11 protein-coding genes are annotated in these 26762 nt (G+C 63.5%); 8 read left to right on the top strand and 3 right to left on the bottom strand.

The window, feature by feature from the left end:
* The first annotated feature begins 4 nt into the window (after positions 1 to 4).
* The 3 genes from ACXX83_RS04935 to ACXX83_RS04945 all read left to right on the top strand — a co-directional run bounded on the left by ACXX83_RS04935 (position 5) and on the right by ACXX83_RS04945 (position 16207).
* Positions 5 to 3103, top strand: coding sequence for a non-ribosomal peptide synthetase (locus ACXX83_RS04935; protein WP_458547702.1), 3099 nt, complete (start codon positions 5 to 7; stop codon positions 3101 to 3103).
* A complete protein-coding gene (locus ACXX83_RS04940; protein ID WP_458547703.1) occupies positions 3100 to 14907 on the top strand; it encodes a non-ribosomal peptide synthetase in 11808 nt (3935 codons plus the stop codon). The genes ACXX83_RS04935 and ACXX83_RS04940 overlap by 4 nt, the downstream gene beginning before the upstream one ends.
* Positions 14908 to 15241: 334 nt before the next feature.
* Complete coding sequence (locus ACXX83_RS04945; RefSeq protein WP_458547704.1) at positions 15242 to 16207, top strand: alpha/beta hydrolase; 966 nt, start codon at positions 15242 to 15244, stop codon at positions 16205 to 16207.
* Between the two features lie 186 nt (positions 16208 to 16393).
* Here the strand turns inward: ACXX83_RS04945 and ACXX83_RS04950 are convergent, their stop codons facing one another.
* Genes ACXX83_RS04950 through rloA form a run of 3 tightly spaced genes read right to left on the bottom strand, consistent with a single transcriptional unit; the run spans position 16394 to position 19457 of the window.
* The gene (locus ACXX83_RS04950; protein WP_015096074.1) at positions 16394 to 17380 is read right to left on the bottom strand and encodes an alpha-L-glutamate ligase-like protein; all 987 of its coding nucleotides are present in this window, start codon (positions 17378 to 17380) and stop codon (positions 16394 to 16396) included.
* On the bottom strand, positions 17380 to 18915 hold the full coding sequence (gene rloB, locus ACXX83_RS04955; RefSeq protein ID WP_015096073.1) for an osmotic stress tolerance membrane protein RloB: 1536 nt from the start codon (positions 18913 to 18915) through the stop codon (positions 17380 to 17382). Before rloB ends, ACXX83_RS04950 begins: the two co-directional genes overlap by 1 nt.
* Before the next feature lie 5 nt (positions 18916 to 18920).
* A complete protein-coding gene (gene rloA, locus ACXX83_RS04960) occupies positions 18921 to 19457 on the bottom strand; it encodes a retropepsin-like aspartic peptidase RloA (protein ID WP_458547705.1) in 537 nt (178 codons plus the stop codon).
* Between the two features lie 296 nt (positions 19458 to 19753).
* Between rloA and ACXX83_RS04965 the strand changes: the two genes are divergently transcribed.
* From ACXX83_RS04965 to prpF, 5 genes are all read left to right on the top strand, one after another.
* The gene (locus ACXX83_RS04965) at positions 19754 to 20473 is read left to right on the top strand and encodes a GntR family transcriptional regulator (RefSeq protein WP_007971537.1); all 720 of its coding nucleotides are present in this window, start codon (positions 19754 to 19756) and stop codon (positions 20471 to 20473) included.
* On the top strand, positions 20470 to 21360 hold the full coding sequence (prpB, locus tag ACXX83_RS04970; protein WP_015096071.1) for a methylisocitrate lyase: 891 nt from the start codon (positions 20470 to 20472) through the stop codon (positions 21358 to 21360). The genes ACXX83_RS04965 and prpB overlap by 4 nt, the downstream gene beginning before the upstream one ends.
* Positions 21361 to 21524: 164 nt before the next feature.
* Positions 21525 to 22652, top strand: coding sequence for a bifunctional 2-methylcitrate synthase/citrate synthase (gene prpC / locus ACXX83_RS04975; RefSeq protein ID WP_007971533.1), 1128 nt, complete (start codon positions 21525 to 21527; stop codon positions 22650 to 22652).
* A gap of 204 nt (positions 22653 to 22856) precedes the next feature.
* The gene (gene acnD, locus ACXX83_RS04980; RefSeq protein ID WP_102698814.1) at positions 22857 to 25451 is read left to right on the top strand and encodes a Fe/S-dependent 2-methylisocitrate dehydratase AcnD; all 2595 of its coding nucleotides are present in this window, start codon (positions 22857 to 22859) and stop codon (positions 25449 to 25451) included.
* 66 nt (positions 25452 to 25517) lie between these two features.
* Positions 25518 to 26720: a 2-methylaconitate cis-trans isomerase PrpF gene (prpF, locus tag ACXX83_RS04985; protein WP_015096070.1), complete on the top strand. Its 1203-nt coding sequence runs from the start codon at positions 25518 to 25520 to the stop codon at positions 26718 to 26720.
* The last annotated feature ends 42 nt before the right edge of the window (positions 26721 to 26762 follow it).

The following is a 26762-nucleotide window of genomic DNA, read 5'->3' on the forward strand; positions in this document are numbered from 1 at the left end:
CGACATGAACACCACCGCCCTCGAACCTTCGGTAGACGTCTTCCAGACTTCGGCCCAGCAGGCCTTTTATTTGCGCGTCCAGGAGCTGGGTGCCCGGCCGCTGTTCGCCGCCCTGACATTGTCGGTCGCCAGGCCGGTGGATGCCCGGGCGTTACGGGCGGCGCTGGAGATAATGTGCCGGCGTCACGAAACCCTGCGCACGGTGTACCGCCGCTTGCCGGGCATGAAGTGGCCAGTGCAGAGCCTGTGCGAGGCGCTGCCACTGACAGTGCTGGGCGACCAGCCTTCGGTGGCCGAGGCCTTGAGCCGCAGCCGTGAAATCCTGGTTGAAGATTCGAACCAAGTGCTGGTGGTGGCACAGGTCGAGGGCGAAGCAGGGCAATCCATCGTCACTCTGCTGACCCCGGCGTGCAGCTTCGACGAGGCCTCGCTGCGGGTGCTGTCGGCTGAACTCGCCAGTCTGTTGCGCGGCGAAACCCTGGTCGAAGACGAGGACGCGCTGCAATACCTGGATTACAGCGCCTGGCAGCAAGAGCTGCGCGAAGAAGACATCGGCCACCAGGGCGCCGCGTTCTGGCGCAACCTGCAACAGCAGTTCGCCGTGACCCACCGCTTGCCGTTCGAAAAAGCGCTCGATGTCACCTTGGTTCGTCGTCAGGCCACCTTGATTGACGCGCCATGGTTGGCTGGGGTGCAACGGGCCGCTGTTGACGCGGGCGTTGAGCCGGAGCAAGTGGCGCTGTTGCTGTGGACCGCGTTCGTTGCACGCATCGGCCAGCAGGAAAAACTGCTGATGGGCTGGCAGATGGACGGTCGCAACGAGCAGACCGCCGCCACCCTCGGCCGTTTCGCCCGGCGTCTGCCGGTGGCCTTCGAGCACCGTAGCCAGCAGACACTGGCGCAAGCCTTGGCAGCCTTTGCGGCCAGCGTTGAGCAGTCGTTGTCCTGGCTCGACTGCCTCAACGAGTTCGAACTGAGCGCCGAAGGCACCGCGCCTCTGCGTTACGGCTTCGTCTATCAAGCCGCCATCGAAGCCGGTATCGAGGTGGACGACGCCAACCCCGAAGTCCTGCGCCTGCGTGTCCAGGGCGAACAGTTGCAGCTGTCGTGTCTCGACGGTGCGCTGCCGGAGTCGATGCTGGCCGAATGGCTGGAGCAGTTTGTCGAGTTCAGCCGTCAATTGCTGGCATCGCCCGAGCTGACCCTGGCTCAGGCGAGTCTGGTCAATGCTGCACAGCGAACCCGCCTGATCGAGGGCTTCAACCCGAACGCCACCGGCCAGGCCTTGCCGTGCCGTTTCCTGCAAGAGCTGTTCAGCGAACAGGCACGCCTGCATCCGCAACGCATCGCCCTGAGTATCAACGGTCAGCGCCTGACCTATGCCGAGCTGGATGCGCGCGCCAACCAGGTGGCCAATACCTTGCGCGCCCAAGGTGTGGCGGCGGATGAAATCGTCGCGGTCTACGGCCAGCGCTCGCTGGAAATCGTCATTGCCTTGTTGGGTACACTCAAGGCCGGCGCTGCGTACTTGCCGCTGGACCCGAACTACCCGATCGAGCGCCTGGCGTTCATGCTCGCCGATACCGGCGCGCGCCAGGTGCTGGCCTGCCAGCCGCTGCCGGACGCATTGCGTCATGAACAGATAACTTCCCTGATGCCGGGGGCCGACGTCTGGACCGCCGCGCAAACCGAGCCTGCACCTCAGGGCGAAAGCGCCAACCTGGCCTACGTCATCTACACCTCCGGCTCCACCGGCAAACCCAAGGGCGTGATGATCAGTCATGCCAACGCCGTGGCCTCGACCCTGGCGCGCACTGGGTTTTATCGCCAGCCGCTGCGCGCGTTCCTGATGCTCTCGTCGTTCTCCTTCGACAGTTCGGTGGCCGGGGTGTTCTGGGCGCTGGGGCAGGGCGCGACCCTGTGCCTGCCGGACGAGGACCGCTACAAGGATCCGGCGCAACTCGCGGCGCTGATCCGGCGCGAAGAGATTTCCCACTACCTGACTCTGCCGTCCTACCACGCACAGATTCTCGAACACCTCGATCAGCAGACCCTGGCCTGCGTCATCGTTGCCGGCGAAGCCTGCAGCAACGCCCTGGTGCAGCGACATCGCGAGGCATTGCCGGGGGTGGCACTGGTCAACGAATACGGCCCAACCGAAGGCACCGTGTGGTGCTCGGCGTGGGAATTGCCGCTCGGTCAGGACGCCGACAGCATTCCGATTGGCCAGCCGATTGCCGGCATGCGCATTCACGTGCTCGGCCCGGACCTGCAACCGGTGGCGGTGGGCGTGGAGGGTGAACTCTATGTCGGCGGTGCCGGCATTGCCCGGGGTTACTTGCAGCGTGCCACGCTGACGGCCGAACGATTTGTCCCCGACCTGTTTGCGAAGGCGGCGGGCCAACGCCTGTACCGCACCGGTGACCTGGCGCGCTATCGCGCCGATGGCGTGCTGGAGTATCTGGGCCGGGTCGATCACCAGGTGAAAATCCGCGGCTTCCGCATCGAACTGGGCGAAATCGAAGCGGCCATGCGCAGCGCGCCGGGCATCGAGGACGCCGCCGTCATCGCCCGGGAAACCCCGACCGGCCCGCAACTGCTGGGCTTCGTGCTGTCCCCGGCCGACACCGCCGACATCCGCCTCAACGAATTGCGCAGCCATCTGGGGCAGGTGCTGCCCGAGCACATGCAGCCGGCGCGCTTGCAGGTGCTGGAGCGTTTCCCGCTGATGCCCAATGGCAAGCTCAATCGCCAGGCCTTGCTCGATCTCGATGTGCGTCGCAGCGCCTTCGTCGCGCCGCGCAACGACCTGGAAAAAACCCTGGCGGCGATCTGGGCCGAAGCGCTGCACGTCGAGCGCGTCGGTGTGCACGACAGCTTCTTCGAACTCGGCGGGCACTCGCTGCTGGCCACGCGCATTCGCGCACGGATTCAGGACGAACTGAACCTGGCGATCCCGCTCAAGCTGTTTTTCGACGGTGACACCCTGGAACGCCTGGCGGCGCAGATCGAGCAGTTCCGCGAGCAAAGTGAACACCAGGAAAACGATCTAGACGCCCTCGAAGCGTTGTTCGACGAAGTGGATGAGGAACACGCGCAATGAGTGCTGCACCGGACAGAATGATGACCCTGGCCCAGCGTTTCTGCGGCTTGAGCGCGGACGCCCGGCGTGCGTTGCAAGAAAAGATGCACGCTCAGGGGCTGACCTTGGAGTTGTTGCCGATCCCGCCACGGGACCGCGCCGTCGACACGCTGCCGGCGTCCTACGCGCAGCAGCGCTTGTGGTTCCTCTGGCAGATGCAGCCCCAGGCCACGGCCTACAACCTGACCGGTGCCTTCCGCCTCAATGGCGAGTTGAACCGCGATGCATTGGCGCAGACCCTGGCGACACTGGTGCAACGTCATGAGGTGTTGCGCACCACGTTCGTCTTCGACGAACAGCAAGTGCTGCAGCACATCCATCCGCAGATGGACACCCCGCTGGTCGAGGTCACTGCCGCCGACCACATCGAACTGCAACGCCAGATCGCCCTAAACGCCGGGCAGCCGTTCGACCTGCAGCACGGCCCGTTGATGCGCTGCCGCTTGATCCGCCTCGATGCCCGGCAACATGTGCTGGTGCTGACCTTCCATCACATCGTCACCGATGGCGGCTCGCTGCCGATCCTGTTGCAGGAATTCACCCGGGTCTACGGGCAATTGAGTGCCGGGCAGGCCGTGCAGCTAGCGGAACCGGGCATTCAATACGCCGACTTCGCCCGCTGGCAGCGCCTGTGGCTGGAGGCCGGCGAAGCCGAGCGTCAGCTCGCTTACTGGCGCGGGCAGTTGGGCAACGAGCATCCACCGCTGAACCTGCCGACCGACCGCCGTCGCCCGGCGATTCCGAGCCAGCAGGGCGCCAGCGTCGAGCTGAAAATCCCCGCTGCGTTGACCGCGCAACTGCGCGAGCTGGCCCGTCGCGAAGGCTGCACCCTGTTCATGCTGCTGATGGCAGCGTTGCAGACGCTGTTGCATCGCTACAGTGGCGAGCAGGACATTCGCGTCGGCGTGCCGATTGCCAACCGTACCCGCCAGGATGTGGAAAACCTGCTGGGCTTTTTCGTCAACACCCAGGTGTTGCGCAGCCAGCCCCGGGCCGACCAGCCGTTCGTGCAGTTGCTGGCCGAGATCAAGTCCGCGGCACTCGGCGCACAGGCCCATCAGGACCTGCCGTTCGAGCAACTGGTCGATGGCCTGGGCGTGGAGCGCAGCCTGAGCCACACGCCGCTGTTCCAGGTGATGTTCAACCACCAGCGCGACAGTGGCGACCCGCAACGCTGGGACCTGCCGGGGCTGAGTGTCGAACCGCTGATCTGGGACGAAAAGACCACCAAGTTCGACCTGATGCTCGACACCGTCGAAAGCAACGAGGGCATCCACGCGTCGTTCGTCTACGCCACCGAACTGTTCGACGTCGCGACCATCGAGCGTCTCGGTCGGCACTGGCTGAACCTGTTGCAGGCCATCTGCACCGATACCGGTGTGGCCTTGGCCGACCTGAGCATGCTCGACGCTGCCGAACAGCAGGCCACCTTGCTGGACTGGAATCGCAGCGCCGAAATCAACACGGCAGAAGCTGCGAATGCCCTGTGTGCCCATCAACTGATCGAAGCCCAGGCCGCCGCGCACCCGCACAACATTGCCGTGACCTGCGAGGGCATCACCCTCACTTACGCCGAACTGAACAGCCGCGCCAACCGCATTGCCCATCGTCTGCGCGAACGCGGGGTCGGCCCGGACGTGTTGGTGGGCATCGCCCTGGAGCGTTCGCTGGAGATGATCGTCAGCCTGCTGGCGATCCTCAAGGCCGGTGGCGCCTATGTGCCGCTGGACCCGGATTACCCGCAGGATCGCCTGGCCTACATGCTCGCCGACAGCGGCACGCGCCTGTTGCTCACCGATTCGGCCCTGATGCCGCGTCTGCCGTTGAACGAAGGCATTGAAGTGATCTGCCTCGATCACGCCAGCGACTGGCTCGATGAGGCCAGCGCCGATAACCTGCCGAACCTGACCGCTGCAGCGAACCTGGCCTACGTCATCTACACCTCCGGTTCCACCGGCAAACCCAAGGGCACGCTGCTGCCCCACGGCAACCTGACCCGGCTGTTCAGCGCCACCGGGCACTGGTTCGGTTTCAGTGCGGACGACGTCTGGAGCCTGTTCCATTCCTACGCCTTCGACTTTTCCGTATGGGAAATCTTTGGCGCGCTGTTCTACGGCGGCAAGCTGGTGGTGGTGCCGCACGCGGTCAGCCGCTCCCCGGAAGACTTCGCCCGCTTGCTCAGTGATGAAGGTGTCACGGTACTCAACCAGACCCCCTCGGCCTTCCGCCAGTTGATGCCGTTCGCCTGCGCCAACGCGCCAGGCATGGCCCTGCGTTACGTGGTGTTCGGTGGCGAGGCGCTGGACGTGGCCAGCCTGCGGCCGTGGTACGACGCCTTCGACGATCGGCAGCCGTTGCTGATCAACATGTACGGCATCACCGAAACCACGGTGCACGTGACCTACCGCCCGCTGTCCCGCGCCGACCTCGATGGCGCCAGCAGCTCGCCGCTGGGCGAGCCGATCGCCGACCTGCGCTGGTACGTGCTCGACCCGCGCCTGAACCCGGTGGCCAAGGGCTGCGTCGGTGAGCTTTACGTCGGCGGTGCCGGTCTGGCACGGGGTTATCACCAGCGTGCCGACCTGACCGCCACGCGCTTTGTGCCGGACCTGTTCGCCGCCGAGCCGGGCGCGCGCCTGTATCGCACCGGCGACCTGGCGCGATATTGCGCCGATGGCAGCATCGAGTACGCCGGGCGTATCGACCATCAAGTGAAGATCCGTGGCTTTCGCATCGAACTGGGGGAAATCCAGGACCGCCTGCAAAGCCACCCGGCCATCGAGCAGACGCTGGTCCTGGCACCGCAGGTCAACGGCAGCCAGCAACTGGTGGCGTGGTTCACCGCGACCAACGACGACAAGGATTTGCGCCAGTCCCTGCGCGAACATTTGCAGGGCGGTCTGCCGGACTACATGGTGCCGGCGCACCTGCTCAGACTCGAGCACTGGCCGCTGACCAGCAACGGCAAGCTGGATCGCAACGCACTGCCCAAGCCTGATGCGGCGCTGGCGCAGCAGGCTTACACGGCACCGATGGATGACATGCAGACCGAGTTGGCGGCGATCTGGCAAGACGTGCTCAAGCTCGAGCGCGTAGGCATCGATGACAACTTCTTCGAGCTGGGCGGCGACTCGATCATCTCCATCCAGGTGGTCAGCCGCGCGCGTCAGGCCGGGATTCGCATCACCCCGCGCGACCTGTTCCAGCACCAGACCGTGCAGAGCCTGGCGAAGGTCGCTGTGCGCAGCGCCGGGCTGGTCATCGATCAGGGGCCGGTGCGCGGTGACGTGTTGCTGACGCCGATCCAGCACTGGTTCTTCGAACAAGGCATCGAGGCCCGTCATCACTGGAACCAGTCGGTATTGCTGGAACTGCGCGAGCCACTGGACAGCGGCTGCCTGCAACAGGCGCTGGCGGCGTTGCTGGAACATCACGACGCATTGCGCCTGCGTTTGCGTCAGGTGGAGGGTGTCTGGCAACAGGCACAAGCCGAGCAATGGAACAGCGCCGATGTACTGTGGCAGCGCCAAGCCGCCGATGCCGATGAACTGCTTGAACTGTGCAACGCCGCACAGGCGAGCCTGAACTTGCAGGACGGCCCGTTGCTGCGTGCCTTGCTGGTGGACATGGGCGCGGCAGGCCAGCGCCTGTTGCTGGTGGTGCATCACCTGGCGGTGGACGGCGTTTCCTGGCGTCTGCTGCTCGAAGACCTGCAAGCCGCTTACGCTCAGGCACGTCGGGCCGAGCCGCTGCGCCTGCCGGCCAAGACCAGCGCCTATCAGGCCTGGGCCGCACGTTTGCAACGTCTTGCGCAAAGCCCGGCGCTGGTGGAGCAAGCCGCTTACTGGCAAACCCAATACCACGACGTCGTGGTGCAACTGCCGGCGGACAACCCGCAAGGCAGTCTGGCCAGCCGGCACGCCATCAGCGTGGAAACCGTGCTCGACATCACCTTGACCCGCCAACTGCTGCAAGAGGCCCCGGCGGCTTACCGCACCCAGGTCAACGACCTGTTGCTGACGGCACTGGCGCGGGTACTGGGCCAATGGACCGGTCAATCCTCGACCCTGGTCCAACTGGAAGGCCACGGCCGCGAAGACCTGTTCGACGACATCGACCTGACCCGCACCCTGGGCTGGTTCACCTCGATTTTTCCGGTCAAGCTCACCCCGGCGGACGACCTGGCCGCGAGCATCAAGGCGGTCAAGGAACAGCTGCGCGCCGTGCCCGACAAAGGCATCGGTTTCGGCATCCTGCGCTATCTGGCCGACGTTGGCCTTGAGGCTCTGCCATCACCCCAGGTCACCTTCAACTACATGGGCCAGTTCGACGCCAGCTTCGACGAGCAGGCGCCGTGGCGCCCGGCGAAGGAAAGCGGCGGTGCCGAACAGGGCGCCTCGGCCGAGCTGGACCGGGGCCTGAGCATCAACGGCCAGGTCTACGCTGGCCAACTGCGCCTGAGCTGGACCTTCAGTAGCGACCTGTTCAAAGCGCAAACCGTACAGCACCTGGCCGATGCCTATGCCATGGAGTTGCAACGGCTGATCGAACATTGCCTGAGCGGTGCCGGCGGCCTGACCCCGAGCGATGTACCGCTGGTGCGTGTCGATCAGGTGCAGCTCGATGCCTTGCCGCTGGCGGCCAGCCGCATCGAAGACATCCTGCCGCTGTCGCCGATGCAGCAAGGCATGTTGTTCCATAGCCTGTTCGCCCCGGATGCCGGTGCCTACGTGCCGCAGATGCGCGTGGATGTGCAGGGGCTCGACGTCGAGGCGTTCCGCGATGCCTGGCAGCAGACGCTGGCGCGCCATGAAGTGCTGCGCGCGGCGTTCTTCAGCGAAAGCAATGGCTCGCGACCGCTGCAAGTGATCCTGGCCGAAGCCACGCTGCCAATGAGCCTGCTCGACTGGCGCGACCGGCCTGATCTGCCGCACGCGCTGGAGCGACTGGCCGAGGACGATCGCCTGCGCGGTTTCGACCTGACGGCGGCACCGCTGCTGCGCCTGACCCTGGTGCAGACCGCCGATGACAGCCATCACCTGATCTTCACCAACCACCACATCCTGCTGGACGGCTGGAGCACCTCGCAGTTGTTCGGCGAAGTGCTGCAACGCTACTGCGGCGTCATGCCGGCGCCGGGTGTCGGTCGTTATCGTGATTACATGAGCTGGCTGGGTACTCGTGACCGTGCCGCGTGCGAGGCGTTCTGGCTGGAGCAATTGCAGGCGTTCACCGAGCCGACGCGACTGGCCGGCGCCTTGCCGGGGCCGGTCGCAGGGCAGGGCGACGGTCATCGCACCCTGCACCTGAGCCTGGACCGCGCGGCCACCGAGCGCCTGAGCGTGTTCGCCCGTCAGGCCCGCGTCACGCCCAACACCCTGCTGCAAGCCGCCTGGCTGTTGATATTGCAGCGCTACACCGGCCAGTCGACGGTGGCGTTCGGCGCCACGGTGTCGGGGCGTCCGAGTGAACTGCAAGGCATCGAGCAGCAGATCGGGTTGTTCATCAACACCTTGCCGGTGATCGCCACGCCGCACCCCGAGCGCACGGTCAGCCAATGGATCGATGAAGTCCAGGCGCTCAACCTCCGGTTGCGCGAAGTCGAGTACACGCCGCTGGCGGATGTGCAGCGCTGGGCCGGTCATTCCGGCGAGGCGCTGTTCGACACCCTGCTGGTGTTCGAAAACTACCCGGTGGCGCAAGCGTTGGAGGAGGGCAACAGCAGCGCGCTGAAATTCTCCGGCATCAGCAACCACGACCAGACCAGTTTCCCGCTGGCCATTGCCGCCGAGCTGGGCGAATGCCTGGACCTGCGTTTCAACTACGACACGGCGCTGTTCAGTGCCGAAGCCATCGAGGGGTTGAGCACTCGGCTGGCGGCGTTGCTCGATGCCATGGTCTGCGCGCCGCAACAGCCATTGGGGCGTTTGAGCCTGCTCGATGCTGTGCAAACGGCGCAGCAGGTCGAAGGCTTCAACCGCACGGTGCAGGACTGGGCGGATGTGCGCCCGGTCTACCAGTGCTTCGAAGCCCAGGTGCTGCAAACCCCGGAGGCCCCGGCCCTGGTGTTTGCCGGCCGGACCCTGAGTTATCGCCAGCTCAACCAACAGGCCAACCGCCTGGCGCACCTGTTGCGCCGTCAGGGTGTGGGCGCCGAAGTGTTGGTGGGCATCGCTGCCGAGCGCTCGCTGGAACTGGTGATCGGCTTGCTGGCGATCATGAAGGCCGGTGGCGCCTACGTGCCGCTCGACCCGGACTACCCGCGCGAACGCCTGGAACACATGTTCGACCACAGTGGCGTGCACCTGTTGCTGACCCAGCGTCATTTGCTTGAGCAGTTGCCGATCCCGGCCGCCACCACGGCGATCTGCCTGGACGACATGGCGCCGCTGCTCGAAGGGCTGAGCGAGGAAAACCTGTCCTGCGTGGTCGAGCTGCAATCGCTGGCCTACATGATCTACACCTCCGGTTCCACCGGCAAACCCAAGGGCGCGGCCAACCGTCACGATGCCTTGTACAACCGCCTGGCGTGGATGCAGGGCGCCTATCCGCTGGATGGGCGCGACACCGTCTTGCAGAAAACCCCGTTCAGTTTCGACGTGTCGGTCTGGGAGTTCTTCTGGCCGCTGATGACCGGCGCACGGTTGGCCGTGGCCGAGCCGGGTGCCCATCGCGATCCGGCGCAACTGGTCAGCCTGATCGAGCAGTACCAGGTCAGCACCCTGCATTTCGTGCCGTCGATGTTGCAGGCGTTTGTCCAGGGCGAAGGTTTCGAGCGTTGCGCCAGCCTGCGGCAGATCATGTGCAGCGGCGAAGCCTTGTCGGCAGACTTGCAGCACAGCCTGTTCCGCGTCCTGCCGGACGTCGGCCTGTACAACCTGTACGGTCCGACTGAAGCGGCGATCGACGTAACCCACTGGACCTGTGTCGATGACGGCGGGTTCAGCGTGCCGATCGGTTATCCGATTGCCAACCTGGTGACCTACATCCTCGACGACAGCCTGCAACCGCAGGTGCAGGGGTGTGTGGGCGAGCTGTACCTGGGCGGCATCGGCCTTGCCCGTGGTTACCACAACCGTGCGGACCTGACCGCCGAGCGCTTCGTCGCCAGCCCGTTCGGTGAGCAGGGCGAGCGCCTGTACCGCACCGGCGATCTGGCGCGCTACCGCGAGGACGGCGTGATCGAGTACGTCGGCCGCATCGACCATCAAGTGAAGATCCGCGGCTTGCGCATCGAACTGGGGGAAATCGAAGCCTGCCTGCTGGAGCATCCACAGGTGCGCGAAGCCGTGGTGATTGCCCTGGATGTCGGCAAGTCCAAGCAATTGGTGGCTTACGTCGTAGGTGATGCCGCTGTTGATCGTCTCAAGCAACACCTGCGCAACGCACTGCCAGAGCACATGCAGCCAAGCCACATACTGTTGCTCGATCAGTTGCCGGTGACGCCCAACGGCAAGCTCGACCGCCGCGCATTGCCGCAGCCGGACCAGCAGGTTCGCGAGTACGTGGCGCCGCGCACTGTCGTGGAAGCGACGCTGCAAGCGGTGTGGCAGGCGTTGTTCGAAGTGCCGCAGATTGGCATGCACGACAACTTCTTCGAACTGGGCGGCGATTCCATCGTCTCGATCCAGGCCGTCAGCCGCGCACGCAAGGCCGGCTTGAGCATTTCGCCCAAGCACGTGTTCAGCCATCCGACCCTCGCCGAACTGGCCACGGTCGCCCAGCCGGTCGAGGCGGATCAAACCGTGCCGACTGTGGTTGCACCGACAGCAAAACTCGAACTGACTGAAGCGCAATATCAGGCGCTGGCATTAACGGCGGACGAAGTCGAAGACGTTTATCCGCTGTCGCCAATGCAGCAAGGCATGCTCTTCCACTCGGTGCAGGATGGCGATTCGGGGCTGTACGTCAACCAGATCGAAGTGGGCGTGCGCGGCGTGGATGGCGCGCGTTTCCGTGAAGCCTGGGCCGATGCTGCCCGGCGTCACGGGATTCTGCGCACCGCATTCCTTTGGGAAGGCGACAAGGAACCGCTGCAAGTGGTGCGGCGCGATGCGCCTGCGCTGCTGACCGAGCTGGACTGGCGCGGGCTGGATGATCAGCCTGAACGCGTCCGTCAACTGGCCCTGGAGGAGCGCGAACGCGGTTTCTCGCTCAATCGCGCCCCCTTGTTGCGCCTGTTGCTGGTGCGTCTGGAAGACGACCGCTATCGCCTGATCTGGACCTACCACCATATCCTCATGGACGGCTGGAGCGTGTCGCGCCTGATCGGTGAAGTACTGCGCCATTACAGCGGCGATGAGCACGAGCCGGTAGCCGCCTATCGCGACTACATCGACTGGCTCGGCCAGCAAGTCGCCGAGGCCAGCGAGGCGTTCTGGAAAGGCAAACTCGCCAACCTCGAAGGCGCCACGCACCTGGCTCGCGCCTTGTCGGTCAAGGCGCCGCAAGCGGGTTACCACGCGATCTACACGCACCTGAGTGCCGGGCAGACCGCGCGTTTGCAGGCCTTTGCCCAGCAACAGCAGGTGACGCTCAACACCCTGGTGCAAGCCGCGTGGTTGCTGCTGTTGCAGCGCTACACCGGCCAGCGCACGGTGACATTCGGCGCCACCGTGTCCGGGCGTCCGGAAACCCTCAACGGCTCCGAGAACATGCTCGGGCTGTTCATCAACACCTTGCCGGTGGTCAACAGCGTGCCGACCGAGGCCAGCGTCGGTGACTGGCTGCGCGAAATCCAGGCCTACAACCTCGACATCCGCGACTTCCAGCAAACCCCGCTGAGCGATATCCAGCGCTGGGCCGGGCAGGGCGGGCAGTCGTTGTTCGACAGCATCATCGTCTTCGAAAACCAGCCGGTGGACCGCACCCTGCGCGAATGGAACGGCGACTCGCTGCGCTTCGAAGACGTGTCCGACTTCGGCCTGACCAGCTTCGCCATGGACCTGATGGTCAGCCTCGACGAGGGGCTGCGCATCGAGTACATGCACCAGCGCGACCAGTTCGATCTGGCGACCGTCGAAAGCCTGCGCAGCCACATGGAAAGCCTGATGCAGCGCCTGTGCGAAGACGCCGGGCGTGCCGTCGGCGAGCTGGGCCTGCTGACCCTGGACGAAGGCCGGGCGCTGGACGGCGAACTGCCGGTATTGGCGGACGGTGACGAGACACCGGTGCACGAGCTGATCCGTCAGCGTGTGCGACTGCAACCGGATCACACGGCGCTGGTGCTCAGCTATGCCGACCGTGACGCCGAGCACCTGAGCTACGCCGAACTGGACCGGCGCTCCGATACGTTGGCGGTGCATCTGCTGGAACAAGGCGTGCAGGCCGAAGACGTGATCGGCGTGTTCATGGAGCGTTCGCTGGAGCTGGTGGTGTCGCTGCTGGCGGTGATGAAGTGTGGCGCCGCCTACGTGCCGCTGGACCCGCAATACCCGCAGGAACGCCTGCGCTACATGATGGCCGACAGCGACATGCGCCTGCTGCTGACCCAGGAACGGCTGCGCGACACCGCGCAGTTGAATCCGGGCACGGCGATGGTCGCGGTGGACCGATTGAACCTCGACATCGAGGTGGTGGCGCCATCGTGCGCCGTACACGCCGAGCAATTGGCCTACCTGATCTACACCTCCGGTTCGACCGGCAAACCGAAGAGCGTCGCCGTCGCCCACGGATCCCTGAGCATGCACGTACAGGCCATCGCCGAGCTGTACGAAATGGACCCGGGCAATCGCGAACTGCACTTCATGTCGTTCGCCTTTGATGGCGCCCATGAACGCTGGATCACCGCGCTGATCAGCGGCTCGACCCTGGTCATACGTGACAACAATCTGTGGACCGCCGAACAGACCCTGGCCGTACTGCACCGCCAGCGTATCAGCGTCGCCTGCTTCCCCCCGGCGTACCTGCTGCAACTGGCCGAGCACGCCGAACTGCAGGGCGGTGATCCGCCGCCGGTGCGCATCTATTGCTTCGGTGGCGATGCGGTGCCGGACGCCACGTTCGAGCGGGTCAAGCACACACTCAAGCCGCAATACCTGGTCAACGGCTACGGCCCGACGGAAACCGTGGTCACGCCGCTGCTGTGGAAGATCGCCGCCGACGGCCATTGCCAGGCGATGTACGCGCCGATTGGTCAGCGCGTCGGCAGCCGCAGCCTGCACGTGCTGGACATGGACCTCAACCCGCTGCCGGTGGGCATGGTCGGTGAGCTGTACATCGGCGGACGGGGTGTCGCGCGCGGCTACCATCGTCATCCGTGGCAGAGCGCCGAGCGCTTCGTCGCCGATCCGTTCAGCACTGAAGGCGGGCGCCTGTACCGCACCGGTGACCTGGTGCGCCGTCGCGAAGATGGCGTGTTCGACTACGTCGGGCGCATCGACCATCAGGTCAAGGTGCGCGGCTTCCGCATCGAACTGGGCGAAATCGAAGCGCGCTTGCGCGAACAGGCCGGGGTCAACGATGCGCTGGTGGTCGTGCGGGACAACGGCCAGGGGCCGCAACTGGTGGGCTATGTGGTGGCGGCGCAAGACGATGGCCTCGGCCCGCGTTGCCAGGCGGCATTGCGCGAAAGCCTGCCCGACTACATGGTGCCGACGCAGGTCGTGGTGCTGCCGCGCTTCCCGCTGACGCCCAACGGCAAGCTCGACCGCAAGGCTCTGCCGGATCCGGCCTTCAGCGGCCGCGACTACGTGGCCCCGCGCACGCCGCTGGAATGGGCGCTGGCGGACATCTGGCAACAGGTGCTGGGCATCGAGAAGATCGGCATCACCGACAATTTCTTCGAACTGGGCGGTGATTCGCTGCGCACCCTCAAGGTGATCTCGAAAGTGCGCGCCCTGAACGAGCCGGATTTCCAGCTCAAGCTGCGTGACATGATGGCCAAGCCGACGATTGCCGGGTTGTCCGGCGTCGACGAGCAGCCCGTGCGCCAGAGTCCGCAACCGCTGTTGCTGCTCAATCAGCTGGTGGCGGATCAGCCAGCATTGTTCTGCCTGCACGCCGGTTTCGGCACGGTGTTCGATTACGAGCCGTTGGCCCGGCGCCTGGACGGTGAGCGCACGGTGTACGGCGTGCAATGCCGGATGCTGCTCGACCGGAAGTGGCACGACACCTCGCTTTCGCAGATGGCCACCGACTACGTCGAGGCGATCCGCGCCAGACAACCCCAGGGGCCGTACCACGTGCTGGGCTGGTCGCTGGGTGGGGCGTTGGCGTTGCTGGTGAGTGAGCTGTTCGAACAGCAGGGCCAGCGTGTGGCGTTCGTCGGTCTGGTGGACAGCTTTGTACCGACCCAGGCCAATGCCCTTGCCAGTGCGGATGAGTGGCGTGTGGATCTGGCCGGGTTCCTCGGTGCAACCTTGGGCATGGATGGCGAGGTGATCGCCCGGACGTTGAGTACCGAGTCGGCGGGGGACCACGACGCCGTGGCACGGATCATTCGCGCGGTGATCGACAGCCAAAGCGATCAGGCCAGCGGTTATGCGCTGCTCGGTGCCGATGAACTGGCCCAGACGTTCATGGTCAGCACACGCTTGAAGGCGCTGTCGCGGCAGGTCGACACCCTGCCGATTCCGCAAGCCGGGCTGCATTGCTGGTGGGCCGATGGCAACCCGACGGCCGAACGCGCCACGCTCGAACGCCAGCAACCGCGGCTGCGCCAGGTGCAAACGGTGACGGCCGGGCACGTCGATATCCTGCAGCAGGATGAGTGCCTGGATGCCGTGGTGGCGCTGCTTGGCCGGGAGGTGGTGCCGCAGATCTAAGCCGATCACTTGTGGAGGGCTTGCCTGTGATGTGGGGCGTGCCTGTGGTCTGGGGTTTGCCTGTGATTTGGGGCTTGCCTGTGGCGAGGGGGCTTGCCCCCGTTCGGCTGCGCAGCAGCCGTAAACCCGAACAACGCGGTATGCCTGAAGAACCGCGATCGCTGGTTTTGGGGCCGCTACGCGACCCAACGGGGGCAAGCCCCCTCGCCACAGGGAAGTGGTTCTGGCCACAGATTGTCACTCGGTTCGAGCAGTTCTTGAGCTCCCCCTAATGAACGACCCTCCCGGTTCGTTTACCAGGGCAAGCCTGTTTATTTTTTGGAGACTACCGCCCATGGCTCTGCACCCGGACATCGAAGGTTTTCTGGAACTGGCCGAGTTCGGCCGCCTCAGCGGCAAAAGCCAACCCATGCATGAGCTGACGCCTGGCGAAGCGCGGCAGCAATTCGAACAGACGTCGCAGTTGCTCGATGCCACCCCGACAGGCGCGTTGACGGTGACGGCGGTCAGCCTGCCTGCGCGGGACGGGCATGTGCTCAACGCGCGGCTGTACGCCAAAGCGCAACCGGACAACGAACCACGCCCGGTGTTGTTGTACTTCCATGGCGGCGGCTACGTGGTGGGCAGCCTCGACTCCCACGACACCCTGTGCCGGCGTCTTGCGCTGGCAGGGGAATTTGCCGTGTTGTCGGCGGATTATCGACTGGCGCCGGAACACCGTTTTCCCACCGCTTACAACGATGCCGAAGACGTGACGCGCTGGCTGGCTATGACCGGTGCTCAAGCCTTGGGACTGGACGCGAGGCGCATTGCGCTGGCAGGGGATAGCGTCGGCGGCAGCCTGGTGGCATCGCTGTGCATCGCCATTGCCAAGGATCCGCTGGGATGGCCGCTGGTGCCGCGCCTGCAAGTGTTGCTCTACCCGGTGATCGACGCGGTAAAAAAGCGCCCGTCCCTGGAGCGATTCGCCGAAGGCTATCTGCTTGAAGCCACCACGCTGGAATGGTTCTACCAGCAATACCAACGCAGCGAAGCGGATCGTGCCGACTGGCGTTTTTCACCGCTGTACGTCGAGGGCCTGCAACGCCTGACGCCGACTGTGCTGTGGTTGGCCGAGTACGATCCATTGCTCGATGAAGGCCTGGCCTGGGCCGAAAAGCTGCGGGCTGCGGGGCAATCCCTGGTGCTGGACGTGAAGGCCGGCATGACCCACGACTTTGCGCGCATGGGCGAGATTGTCCAGGAAGTGCCGGGGATGCTGGTGCAACTGGCGGCGCAGATCAGCGAGAGCCTGGCCTGAGTTGCGACGACGGGGCTTACCCTGATGAAACCTATGGCGAGAGGTTTTTTGTGGCGAGGGGGCTTGCCCCGGTTGGGTCGCGAAGCGGCCCCAAAACCAGCCTATGCGGTTATTCAGGCATACCGCGTTGTGCAGATTTACGACTGCTGCGCAGCCGAACGGGGGCAAGCCCCCTCGCCACAGGGGTCAGCCCTCGACTGCAGGAATATGCCCAAACATCTCCTGCACAAACGCCACGCGCTCTTCGACCGTTTCGGTCACGCCACGAGCCTTCAGGTCTTCCAGTCGTGCTTCCACCGCATGAGTACGCAATGTCAGCCCGCAGTCATTGGCAATCTGGATATTCAGCCCCGGCCGGGCGTTGAGTTCAAGGATCAGCGGGCCTTTTTCCTGGTCCAGGACCATGTCGACACCGATGTAGCCCAGCCCGCACAACTCATAACAGCCAGCGGCGAGTTTCATGAAACCGTCCCAGTAGGGCAGTTGCACGCCATCCACCGCGTTGGTGGTGTCCGGGTGTTTGTTGATGATGTTGTTAAGCCAGGTACCGCGCAGGGTCAAGCCGGTGGCCAGGTCCACGCCGACGCCGATGGCGCCCTGGTGCAGGTTGGCCTTGCCGTTGGACTGGCGCGTCGGCAGACGCAACATGGCCATCACCGGGTAACCCATCAAGACAATGATGCGGATGTCCGGCACGCCTTCGTAGCTGATGCTCTTGAAGATCTGGTCCGGAATCACGCGGTACTCGATCAGCGCCCGGTCGCGGTGACCGCCCAGGGAGTACAGGCCGGTCAGGATGCTGGAAACCTGGTGCTCGATTTCTTCATGGCTGATGATCCGGCCGGACACCGTGCGATAGCGCCCTTCGAAGCGGTCGGCGATGACCAGAATGCCATCGCCGCCAGCGCCCTGGGCCGGTTTGATCACGAAGTCATTGCGTGCGCCGATGATCGCTTCGAGATTGTCGATTTCCTTCTCGGTGGAAATCACGCCATAGAGCTCGGGCACATGGATGCCGGCGGCGATGGCGCGTTCCTTGGTGATGATCTTGTCATCGACGATCGGGTACAGGCTGCGCTTGTTGTACTTGAGCACGTAGTCTGCGTTGCGCCGATTGATCCCCATGATGCCCCGGGCTTCCAGGGCTTTCCAGGTCTTCCAGAAGCCGAACATCAGGCGTCAGCCTTTTTCAGGAAGGCCTTGAAACGCACCAGTTCGGTCAGGCGATAGCCGCGATAACGACCCATGGCCAGCATGAAGGCCACCAGGATCAGCAGAATCGCCGGGAAAGTGAACACGAAGTACACCAGTTCAGGCACGCTCATGATCAGGTGCGCCAGGGACGCGGCGAACAGCGTGCCGATGGCCACTTTCATGGCATGGCCACCGCCGCGCTCTTCCCAGGTGATCGACAGGCGTTCAATGGTCATGGTCAGGATCACCATCGGGAACAGCGCCACCGACAAGCCGCGCTCCAGGCCGAGTTTGTGGCTGAACAGGCTGATGGCCGCGATCAGCACCACCACGAAGGTCAGTACCACCGACAGCCGCGGCAGCATCTGCAGTTTCAGGTGTTCGAGATAGGAGCGCAGCGACAGCCCCAGCGCCGTGATGATGGTAAACAGCACGATACCGAAGCCGAGCTGGGTTTCGCGGAAGGCCAGGGCGATCAGCACCGGGGTAAAGGTGCCCAGGGTCTGGATGCCGATCAGGTTGCGCAGGATCAGGATCACCAGCACGCCGATCGGGATCATCACCATGATCATGAAGGTCTGCTGGGTTTGCAGCGGCAGGCCATACAACGAGTACTCGAGGAAGTTGGCGTCGGTGTTTTCGTCGGTCAGCTTGGCCAGGCGAATGGCGTTCATTTCGCTGTTGTTGAGGCTGAAGGTCACATTGGCCTTCTTGCCGCCGTCGACGGTGATCAGGTTCTCGTCGCCGGTCCACCACAGCAGGCGGTCGGTCGGCAACCCTTGCTCGCCGGTTTCCGGGTTGAAGTACAGCCAGTCGGTGCCATTGAAACTGCGCAGCCACAGTTCCGGTATCTGCGGCTGGTCGGCCACCAGGCGGATGGTGTGGACCTTCTCGATCGGCACATGGGCGATGGACAGCAGCAGCTCGACGATTTTCGCCTTGTGCGCGGTGGATGGATCTCCGGCCAGCAACAGTTTCACGTTGTCGTCGTTGAGGTTGTTGACCCGCTTGATAGCTTCGCCGACGAAGGTTTCGACGTCGGCCGAGTGCTGGCGAATCGGTGCGAGCAGGGCTTCGGCGGCGATTTTTTCCGGGCCTTCGATGGTGATGCTGTCGCGAAAGGTCGGGCCTTTGATCTTGGCCTTCTCGCCGGAATAGCGCTTGGTCAGCACCAGGCGGTAATACAGCGTCTGATTGCCTTTGGCCCGGCGTGCCGACCAGGTGACCTTGCGGTTGCCGTCGACCCGGTTCACGGCCACGCCGTAATTATTGGAGATGAAGCTCTCGTTGAGGCTGACGAAGTCGCGGCTCAGCGGTGGCACGAACATCTGGATCTTGACCGGATCCTTGGCGCTGGCGACGAACTCGACCTTGGCGTCGATGTTCCACAGGTCGTCAGTGGCGTCTTCGGTCACCGGGATGCCCAGCACGAAGATCTGATAGGCCGTAACTGAAATGCCCAGCACCACCAGGATGGCGATCAGCAGTTTCAGATGAAGGGTAAGAGAGCGCATTTGAATTACTCGGCGGTATGAGCGTCGGTGGTGCAGGCGGGTTTGCCGGCAGCATATTTAAGGCTGGGGTCAACCAGTGCATCGAAACGCTTGAGCGCTTCGGAGCCAATCAGGAGCGGATATTGGAACGCGCTGCGGTCGGTCAGGTTCACTTCGATGCTGCGCAGGGCCGAGCCCATGCAGATGTCCAGTTCGATCACGGGGCGGGCGGTGTACTTCTTGCCTTCCTCGGGGTCGTAGTCGCCGGCCCGGCGCTTGATCTTGCTGACACGGGCCCGCGGGCGTTCGATCGGATGCGAATGGGCGGCGTCGATGGCCAGGTAAAACCGCACCCAGGATTCGCCGTTGCGTTTGAAGCGTTTGATGTCCCGTGCACTCAGGGAAGCGGTTTTCGCCCCGGTGTCGAGTTTAGCCGCCACTTCCAGGTCGATGCCATTGAGCGATGCGTACTCATTGAGGCCATACACGGTCTTTTCCCCGGCCATTGCGAACCCGGGCAGGCAAAGAAAGTAAAGAAAAGCAGGGAAGGGCTTGAGTCTCATAAATCCTGGTGCGCAGCGGTCCGACTTGATTCAAGGCCCTGGCATCGCTGCGCAAGCTCCCTCGTATGCCTGGCACGGTTTTATGACAGGCAGTGCAGATGTGACAAACAAATGCGGCGGCATTCTAGCACGGTGGTTTGACGGCGCCAGCGCTGGCCGGTGGCTATAAACCAGCCGGTCGCTTCGTTATGGTGCAACCGGTTATCAGAAGATTGTCGACAATATCGATTTATCCTTTGACTGCGCTCCCGGTATTCGTTAGTTTTTGCGGCATTGGCTCACAAGGTGTCGACAATATGCTGGATCAACTCGATCCCCCGGTTTCTACGCAAGACGATACGGAGACACTTTCCGAGAACGTCTTCCGCCGCATTCAGGCGGCTATCGTCAAAGGCGAGATCGCGCCGGGCAGCAAAATCTCCGAACCAGAGCTGGCGCGTACCTACGGCATCAGCCGTGGCCCGTTGCGCGAGGCCATCCATCGCCTGGAAGGCCAGCGCCTGCTGGTACGCGTGCCGCATGTCGGGGCGCGGGTGGTGTCGCTCAATCATGCCGAGCTGCTTGAACTCTACGAAATCCGCGAATCCCTGGAAGGCATGGCCTGTCGCCTGGCCGCCGAGCGCATGAGCCTCGAAGAAATCGACGAGCTGCGTCGGGTGCTGGAAACCCATGAACGTGATGAGGCATTCCAGGCAGGTCGGGGCTACTACCAGCAGGAAGGCGATTTCGACTTCCATTACCGAATCATCCAGGGCAGCGGCAACCGCACGCTGACCCAAATGCTCTGCGGCGAGCTCTATCAATTGGTGCGCATGTACCGCATCCAGTTTTCCACCACGCCCAATCGCCCGCATCAGGCGTTCGCCGAGCACCACCGCATTCTCGATGCCATCGCCGACCGTGACGGTGAGCTGGCCGAGTTGTTGATGCGCCGTCACATCGGCGCCTCCAAACGCAATATCGCCCGTCATTACCAGGACGGCGTCAACCCGACAGCCAAACGAGGTGAGTCATGAGTTCGAACAAGAGCACACCAGGTCAGCGTTTCCGCGATGCGGTCGCCAGCGAACATCCACTGCAAGTGGTCGGCGCAATCAACGCCAATCACGCGCTGCTGGCCAAGCGCGCCGGTTTCAAGGCGATCTACCTGTCGGGTGGCGGGGTGGCTGCCGGCTCCCTCGGCTTGCCTGACCTGGGCATCACCGGCCTGGATGACGTGCTGACCGACGTGCGCCGCATCACCGATGTCTGCGACCTGCCACTGCTGGTTGACGTGGACACCGGTTTCGGCTCCTCGGCGTTCAACGTCGCTCGTACCGTCAAGTCGATGATCAAGTTTGGCGCGGCGGCGATTCATATCGAAGACCAGGTCGGCGCCAAACGCTGCGGCCACCGTCCTAATAAAGAGATCGTGACCCAGCAGGAAATGGTCGACCGCATCAAGGCCGCCGTCGACGCGCGTACCGATGACAGCTTCGTGATCATGGCCCGTACCGACGCCCTGGCGGTGGAAGGCCTGGAGTCTGCCCTGGATCGCGCCGCTGCCTGCATCGAAGCCGGCGCCGACATGATTTTCCCGGAAGCCATCACCGAACTTGAGATGTACAAGCTGTTCGCCAGCCGCGTGAAAGCGCCGATCCTGGCCAACATCACCGAATTCGGCGCGACCCCGCTGTACACCACCGAGCAACTCGCCGCTGTCGACGTGTCGCTGGTGCTGTACCCGCTGTCGGCCTTCCGCGCCATGAACAAGGCCGCGGAAAACGTCTACACCGCACTGCGCCGCGATGGCACGCAGGCGAATGTCATCGACACCATGCAGACTCGCATGGAGCTTTACGATCGCATCGACTACCACACCTTCGAGCAGAAGCTCGATGCGTTGTTTGCCGCGAAGAAGTAACGAACACCCTGTACCTGTGGGAGCGAGCCTGCTCGCGATAGACGTCAACGATGACGCGGGAAGCCTGATACCCCGCGGTGTGCCGTCCACCATCGCGAGCAGGCTCGCTCCCACAGAAGAGCAATGAGTTTCCCCTAAAAAATTCAAGAAAACTGGAGACAGCAATGGCCGAAGCAAAAGTACTCAGTGGCGCCGGGCTCCGTGGCCAGGTAGCCGGGCAAACCGCACTGTCCACCGTGGGCCAGTCGGGTGCCGGTCTGACCTATCGTGGTTATGACGTACGTGAACTGGCGGCTGACGCACAGTTCGAAGAAGTTGCCTACCTGCTGCTGTACGGCGAACTGCCGAGCAAGGCGCAACTGAATGCCTACATCGCCAAGCTGAGCAAGCTGCGTGACCTGCCGCAAGCGCTCAAGGAAGTGCTCGAGCGCATCCCCGCCGACGCCCACCCGATGGACGTGATGCGCACGGGCTGCTCGTTCCTGGGCAACCTGGAGCCGGAGAACAATTTCTCCGAGCAACACGACAAGACCGATCGCCTGCTGGCTGCGTTCCCGGCGATCATGACTTACTGGTATCGCTTCAGCCACGAAGGCAAGCGCATCGATTGCGTGAGCGACGAGCAGTCGATCGGCGGCCACTTCCTGCACCTGCTGCACGGCAAGAAACCAAGCGAGCTGCACGTCAAGGTGATGAACGTTTCGCTGATCCTCTACGCGGAGCACGAGTTCAACGCGTCGACCTTCACCGCCCGTGTTTGCGCATCGACCCTGTCCGACCTGTATTCGTGCATCACCGCGGCCATCGGCTCGCTGCGCGGCCCGCTGCACGGCGGCGCCAACGAAGCGGCGATGGAAATGATCGAGCGTTTCTCGTCGCCGGAAGACGCGATCAAGGGCACCCTCGGCATGCTCGAGCGCAAGGACAAGATCATGGGCTTCGGCCACGCGATCTATAAGGACAACGATCCGCGCAACGAGGTGATCAAGGGCTGGTCGAAAAAACTCGCCGACGAAGTGGGTGACAAGGTGTTGTTCCCGGTCTCCGAAGCCATCGACAAGACCATGTGGGAGCAAAAGAAACTGTTCCCTAACGCCGACTTCTACCATGCCTCGGCATACCACTTCATGGGCATCCCGACCAAGTTGTTCACACCGATTTTCGTCTGCTCGCGCCTGACCGGCTGGGCTGCACATGTGTACGAACAACGCGCCAACAACCGCATCATCCGTCCAAGCGCCGAATACACCGGCGTTGAGCAGCGCAAGTTCGTGCCAATCGAACAGCGCTGAATGGTGGAGGGCTTGAACCTCGGCAACTGAAGGAACCGAGAACCTGTGGGAGCGAGCCTGCTCGCGAAGACGGACTGACATTCAGCATCGATGTTGACTGATATACCGCTTTCGCGAGCAGGCTCGCTCCCACAGTGGATGGTGTGACCTTTAGTACCAGTGCCAGGCCCCACCTTTTGTAACTACCGTGACCGAGTCCTGACGATGAACACACAATTCCGTAAACCGCTGCCTGGCAGCCACCTGGATTACTTCGATGTCCGCGCAGCGGTCGAGGCGATCCAGCCTGGCGCCTACGACACCCTGCCGTACACCTCCCGTGTGCTGGCGGAAAACCTTGTGCGTCGCTGCGACCCGGCCACGCTCACCGAATCCCTGAAGCAATTCATCGAGCGCAAGCGCGACCTCGATTTCCCGTGGTTCCCGGCCCGCGTGGTGTGCCACGACATTCTCGGCCAGACCGCGCTGGTCGACCTCGCCGGCCTGCGTGACGCCATCGCCCTGCAAGGCGGTGACCCGGCGCAAGTCAACCCGGTGGTGCCGACCCAACTGATCGTCGACCACTCCCTGGCCGTCGAACGCGGTGGCTTTGATCCGGACGCGTTCGAAAAGAACCGCGCCATCGAAGACCGTCGCAACGAAGACCGTTTCCACTTCATCAACTGGACCAAGAAGGCGTTCAAGAACGTCGACGTGATCCCGCCGGGCAACGGCATCATGCACCAGATCAACCTGGAGAAAATGTCCCCGGTGATCCAGGTGCGCGACGGCGTGGCCTTCCCTGATACCTGCGTCGGTACCGACAGCCACACCCCGCACGTCGATGCGTTGGGCGTGATCGCCATCGGTGTCGGTGGTCTCGAAGCCGAAAGCGTGATGCTCGGTCGCGCATCCTGGATGCGTCTGCCGGAAAGCGTTGGCGTCGAACTGACTGGCAAGCTGCAACCGGGCATCACCGCCACCGACATGGTGCTGGCGCTGACCGAGTTCCTGCGCAAGCAAAAAGTCGTTGGCGCATGGCTGGAGTTCTTCGGCGAAGGCGCCTCCGCGCTGACCCTCGGCGACCGCGCAACCATTTCCAACATGGCTCCGGAATACGGCGCCACCGCGGCGATGTTCTACATCGACCAGCAGACCATCGACTACCTCAAGCTCACCGGCCGTGAAGACGAGCAGGTGCAGTTGGTCGAGAACTACGCCAAGCAGGTCGGCCTGTGGGCTGACAGCCTCAAAGGCGCGCAGTACGAGCGCGGCCTGACTTTCGATCTGTCTTCGGTTGTGCGCAACATGGCCGGCCCGAGCAACCCCCACGCCCGTGTGGCGGTTTCGGATCTGGCGGCCAAAGGCATCTCCGGTCAGTGGGACGATGTGCCGGGGCAAATGCCGGACGGCGCGGTGATCATCGCCGCCATCACCAGCTGCACCAACACCAGCAACCCGCGCAACGTGATCGCCGCCGGCCTGCTGGCGCGCAACGCCAACAAGCTCGGCCTGACCCGCAAGCCTTGGGTCAAGTCGTCCCTGGCACCGGGTTCGAAGACCGTGGCGCTGTACCTCGATGAAGCCGGCCTGACCGAAGAGCTGGACAAGCTCGGCTTCGGCGTCGTGGCCTTCGCCTGCACCACGTGCAACGGCATGTCCGGCGCACTGGACCCGGTGATCCAGCAAGAGATCATCGACCGCGACCTGTACGCCACTGCGGTGTTGTCCGGCAACCGTAACTTCGACGGCCGGATTCACCCGTACGCCAAGCAAGCGTTCCTCGCATCGCCGCCCTTGGTGGTTGCGTATGCGATTGCCGGCACCATCCGTTTCGACATCGAAAAAGACGTGCTGGGTGTGGTCGATGGCAAGGAAATCCGCCTGAAAGACATCTGGCCGAGCGACGAAGAGATCGACGCGGTGGTCAAGGCGTCGGTGAAACCGGAGCAGTTCCGCCAGGTGTACATCCCGATGTTCGCCATCCACGAAGACACCGGCCCGAAAGTCGCGCCGCTGTACGAGTGGCGCGAAATGAGTACCTACATCCGTCGTCCTCCGTACTGGGAAGGCGCGTTGGCCGGAGCTCGTCCGCTCAAGGGCATGCGCCCGCTGGCGGTGCTGCCGGACAACATCACCACCGATCACCTGTCGCCGTCCAACGCGATCATGATGGACAGCGCCGCCGGCGAATACCTGGCGAAAATGGGCCTGCCGGAAGAGGACTTCAACTCATACGCGACTCACCGCGGTGACCACCTGACGGCGCAGCGCGCCACCTTCGCCAACCCGAAACTGTTCAACGAAATGGTTCTGGAAAACGGCAAGGTCAAGCAGGGTTCGCTGGCCCGTGTCGAGCCGGAAGGCAAAGTGATGCGCATGTGGGAAGCCATCGAAACCTACATGGATCGCAAGCAGCCGCTGATCATCATCGCCGGTGCCGACTACGGTCAGGGTTCGTCCCGCGACTGGGCGGCCAAGGGCGTGCGTCTGGCGGGTGTGGAGGCGATTGCCGCCGAAGGTTTCGAGCGCATTCACCGCACCAACCTGGTGGGCATGGGCGTGTTGCCGCTGGAGTTCAAGCCGGGCACCAATCGTCACACCCTGGCCATCGACGGCAGCGAAACCTACGATGTGATCGGCGATCGCACTCCGCGCGCCGAGCTGACGCTGGTGATCCATCGCAAGAACGGCGAGCGCGTCGATGTGCCGGTGACCTGCCGCCTCGACACCGCCGAAGAAGTGTCGATCTACGAGGCCGGCGGCGTGCTGCAACGCTTCGCCCAGGACTTCCTCGAAGAGTCGGCGGTTGCCGTTTAACGCACGCAATACAGACACGGGACTTCAAGTCCCGTGTCTGCTTTCAGATCAGGAGTAACGAGCACCATGGCTCACGCAGCTACGTTTCCAAAGCAAATAAGGATACCCGCCACTTACATGCGCGGCGGCACCAGCAAAGGCGTGTTCTTCAGTCTCAAGGACCTGCCTGAAGCCGCACAGGTCCCAGGCCCGGCCCGCGACGCGTTGCTGCTGCGCGTGATCGGCAGCCCCGACCCGTATGACAAACAAATCGACGGCATGGGCGGCGCGACCTCCAGCACCAGCAAAACCGTGATCCTGTCGAAAAGCACCAAGGCCGATCACGACGTCGATTACCTGTTCGGTCAGGTGTCCATCGACAAGCCGTTCGTGGACTGGAGCGGCAACTGCGGCAACCTGTCGGCGGCGGTCGGTTCGTTCGCGGTCAGCAACGGCCTGGTGGACGCCAGCCGTATCCCGCATAACGGCGTAGCCGTGGTTCGTGTGTGGCAGGCCAACATTGGCAAGACCATCATCGCCCACGTGCCGATCACCAATGGTGAAGTGCAGGAGACCGGCGATTTCGAACTCGACGGCGTGACCTTCCCGGCGGCCGAAGTGCAGATCGAGTTCCTCGATCCGGCAGCGGAAGAAGAGGGCGGCGGCGGTTCGATGTTCCCCACCGGCAACCTGGTCGATGACCTGGAAGTGCCCGGCGTCGGCACCTTCAAGGCGACCATGATCAATGCCGGCATCCCGACGATTTTCGTCAATGCCGAAGACATCGGCTACAAGGGCACCGAGTTGCAGGGCGCGATCAATGGCGACCCGAAAGCCTTGCTGATGTTCGAAACCATCCGCGCCTACGGGGCATTGCGCATGGGCCTGATTTCCAACATCGACGAAGCGGCCAAGCGTCAGCACACGCCGAAAGTCGCCTTCGTGGCCAAGCCGGCGGACTACGTGGCGTCCAGCGGCAAGGCAATTGCCGCAGGCGATGTCGACCTGCTGGTGCGCGCTTTGTCCATGGGCAAGTTGCACCACGCGATGATGGGTACCGCGGCCGTGGCGATCGGTACGGCTGCAGCGATTTCCGGCACTTTGGTGAACCTTGCGGCAGGCGGTATCGAACGCAACGCGGTGCGCTTCGGACACCCGTCCGGTACCCTGCGAGTCGGCGCCGAGGCCAGCCTGGTCAATGGTGAATGGACCGTGAACAAGGCGATCATGAGCCGCAGTGCGCGGGTGTTGATGGAAGGGTTTGTGCGGGTGCCGGGGGATTCTTTCTAAGATCACCCAAAACCCTGTGGGAGCGGGCTTGCTCGCGAAAGC

It is taken from the genome of Pseudomonas sp. GNP012 (assembly GCF_054343835.1).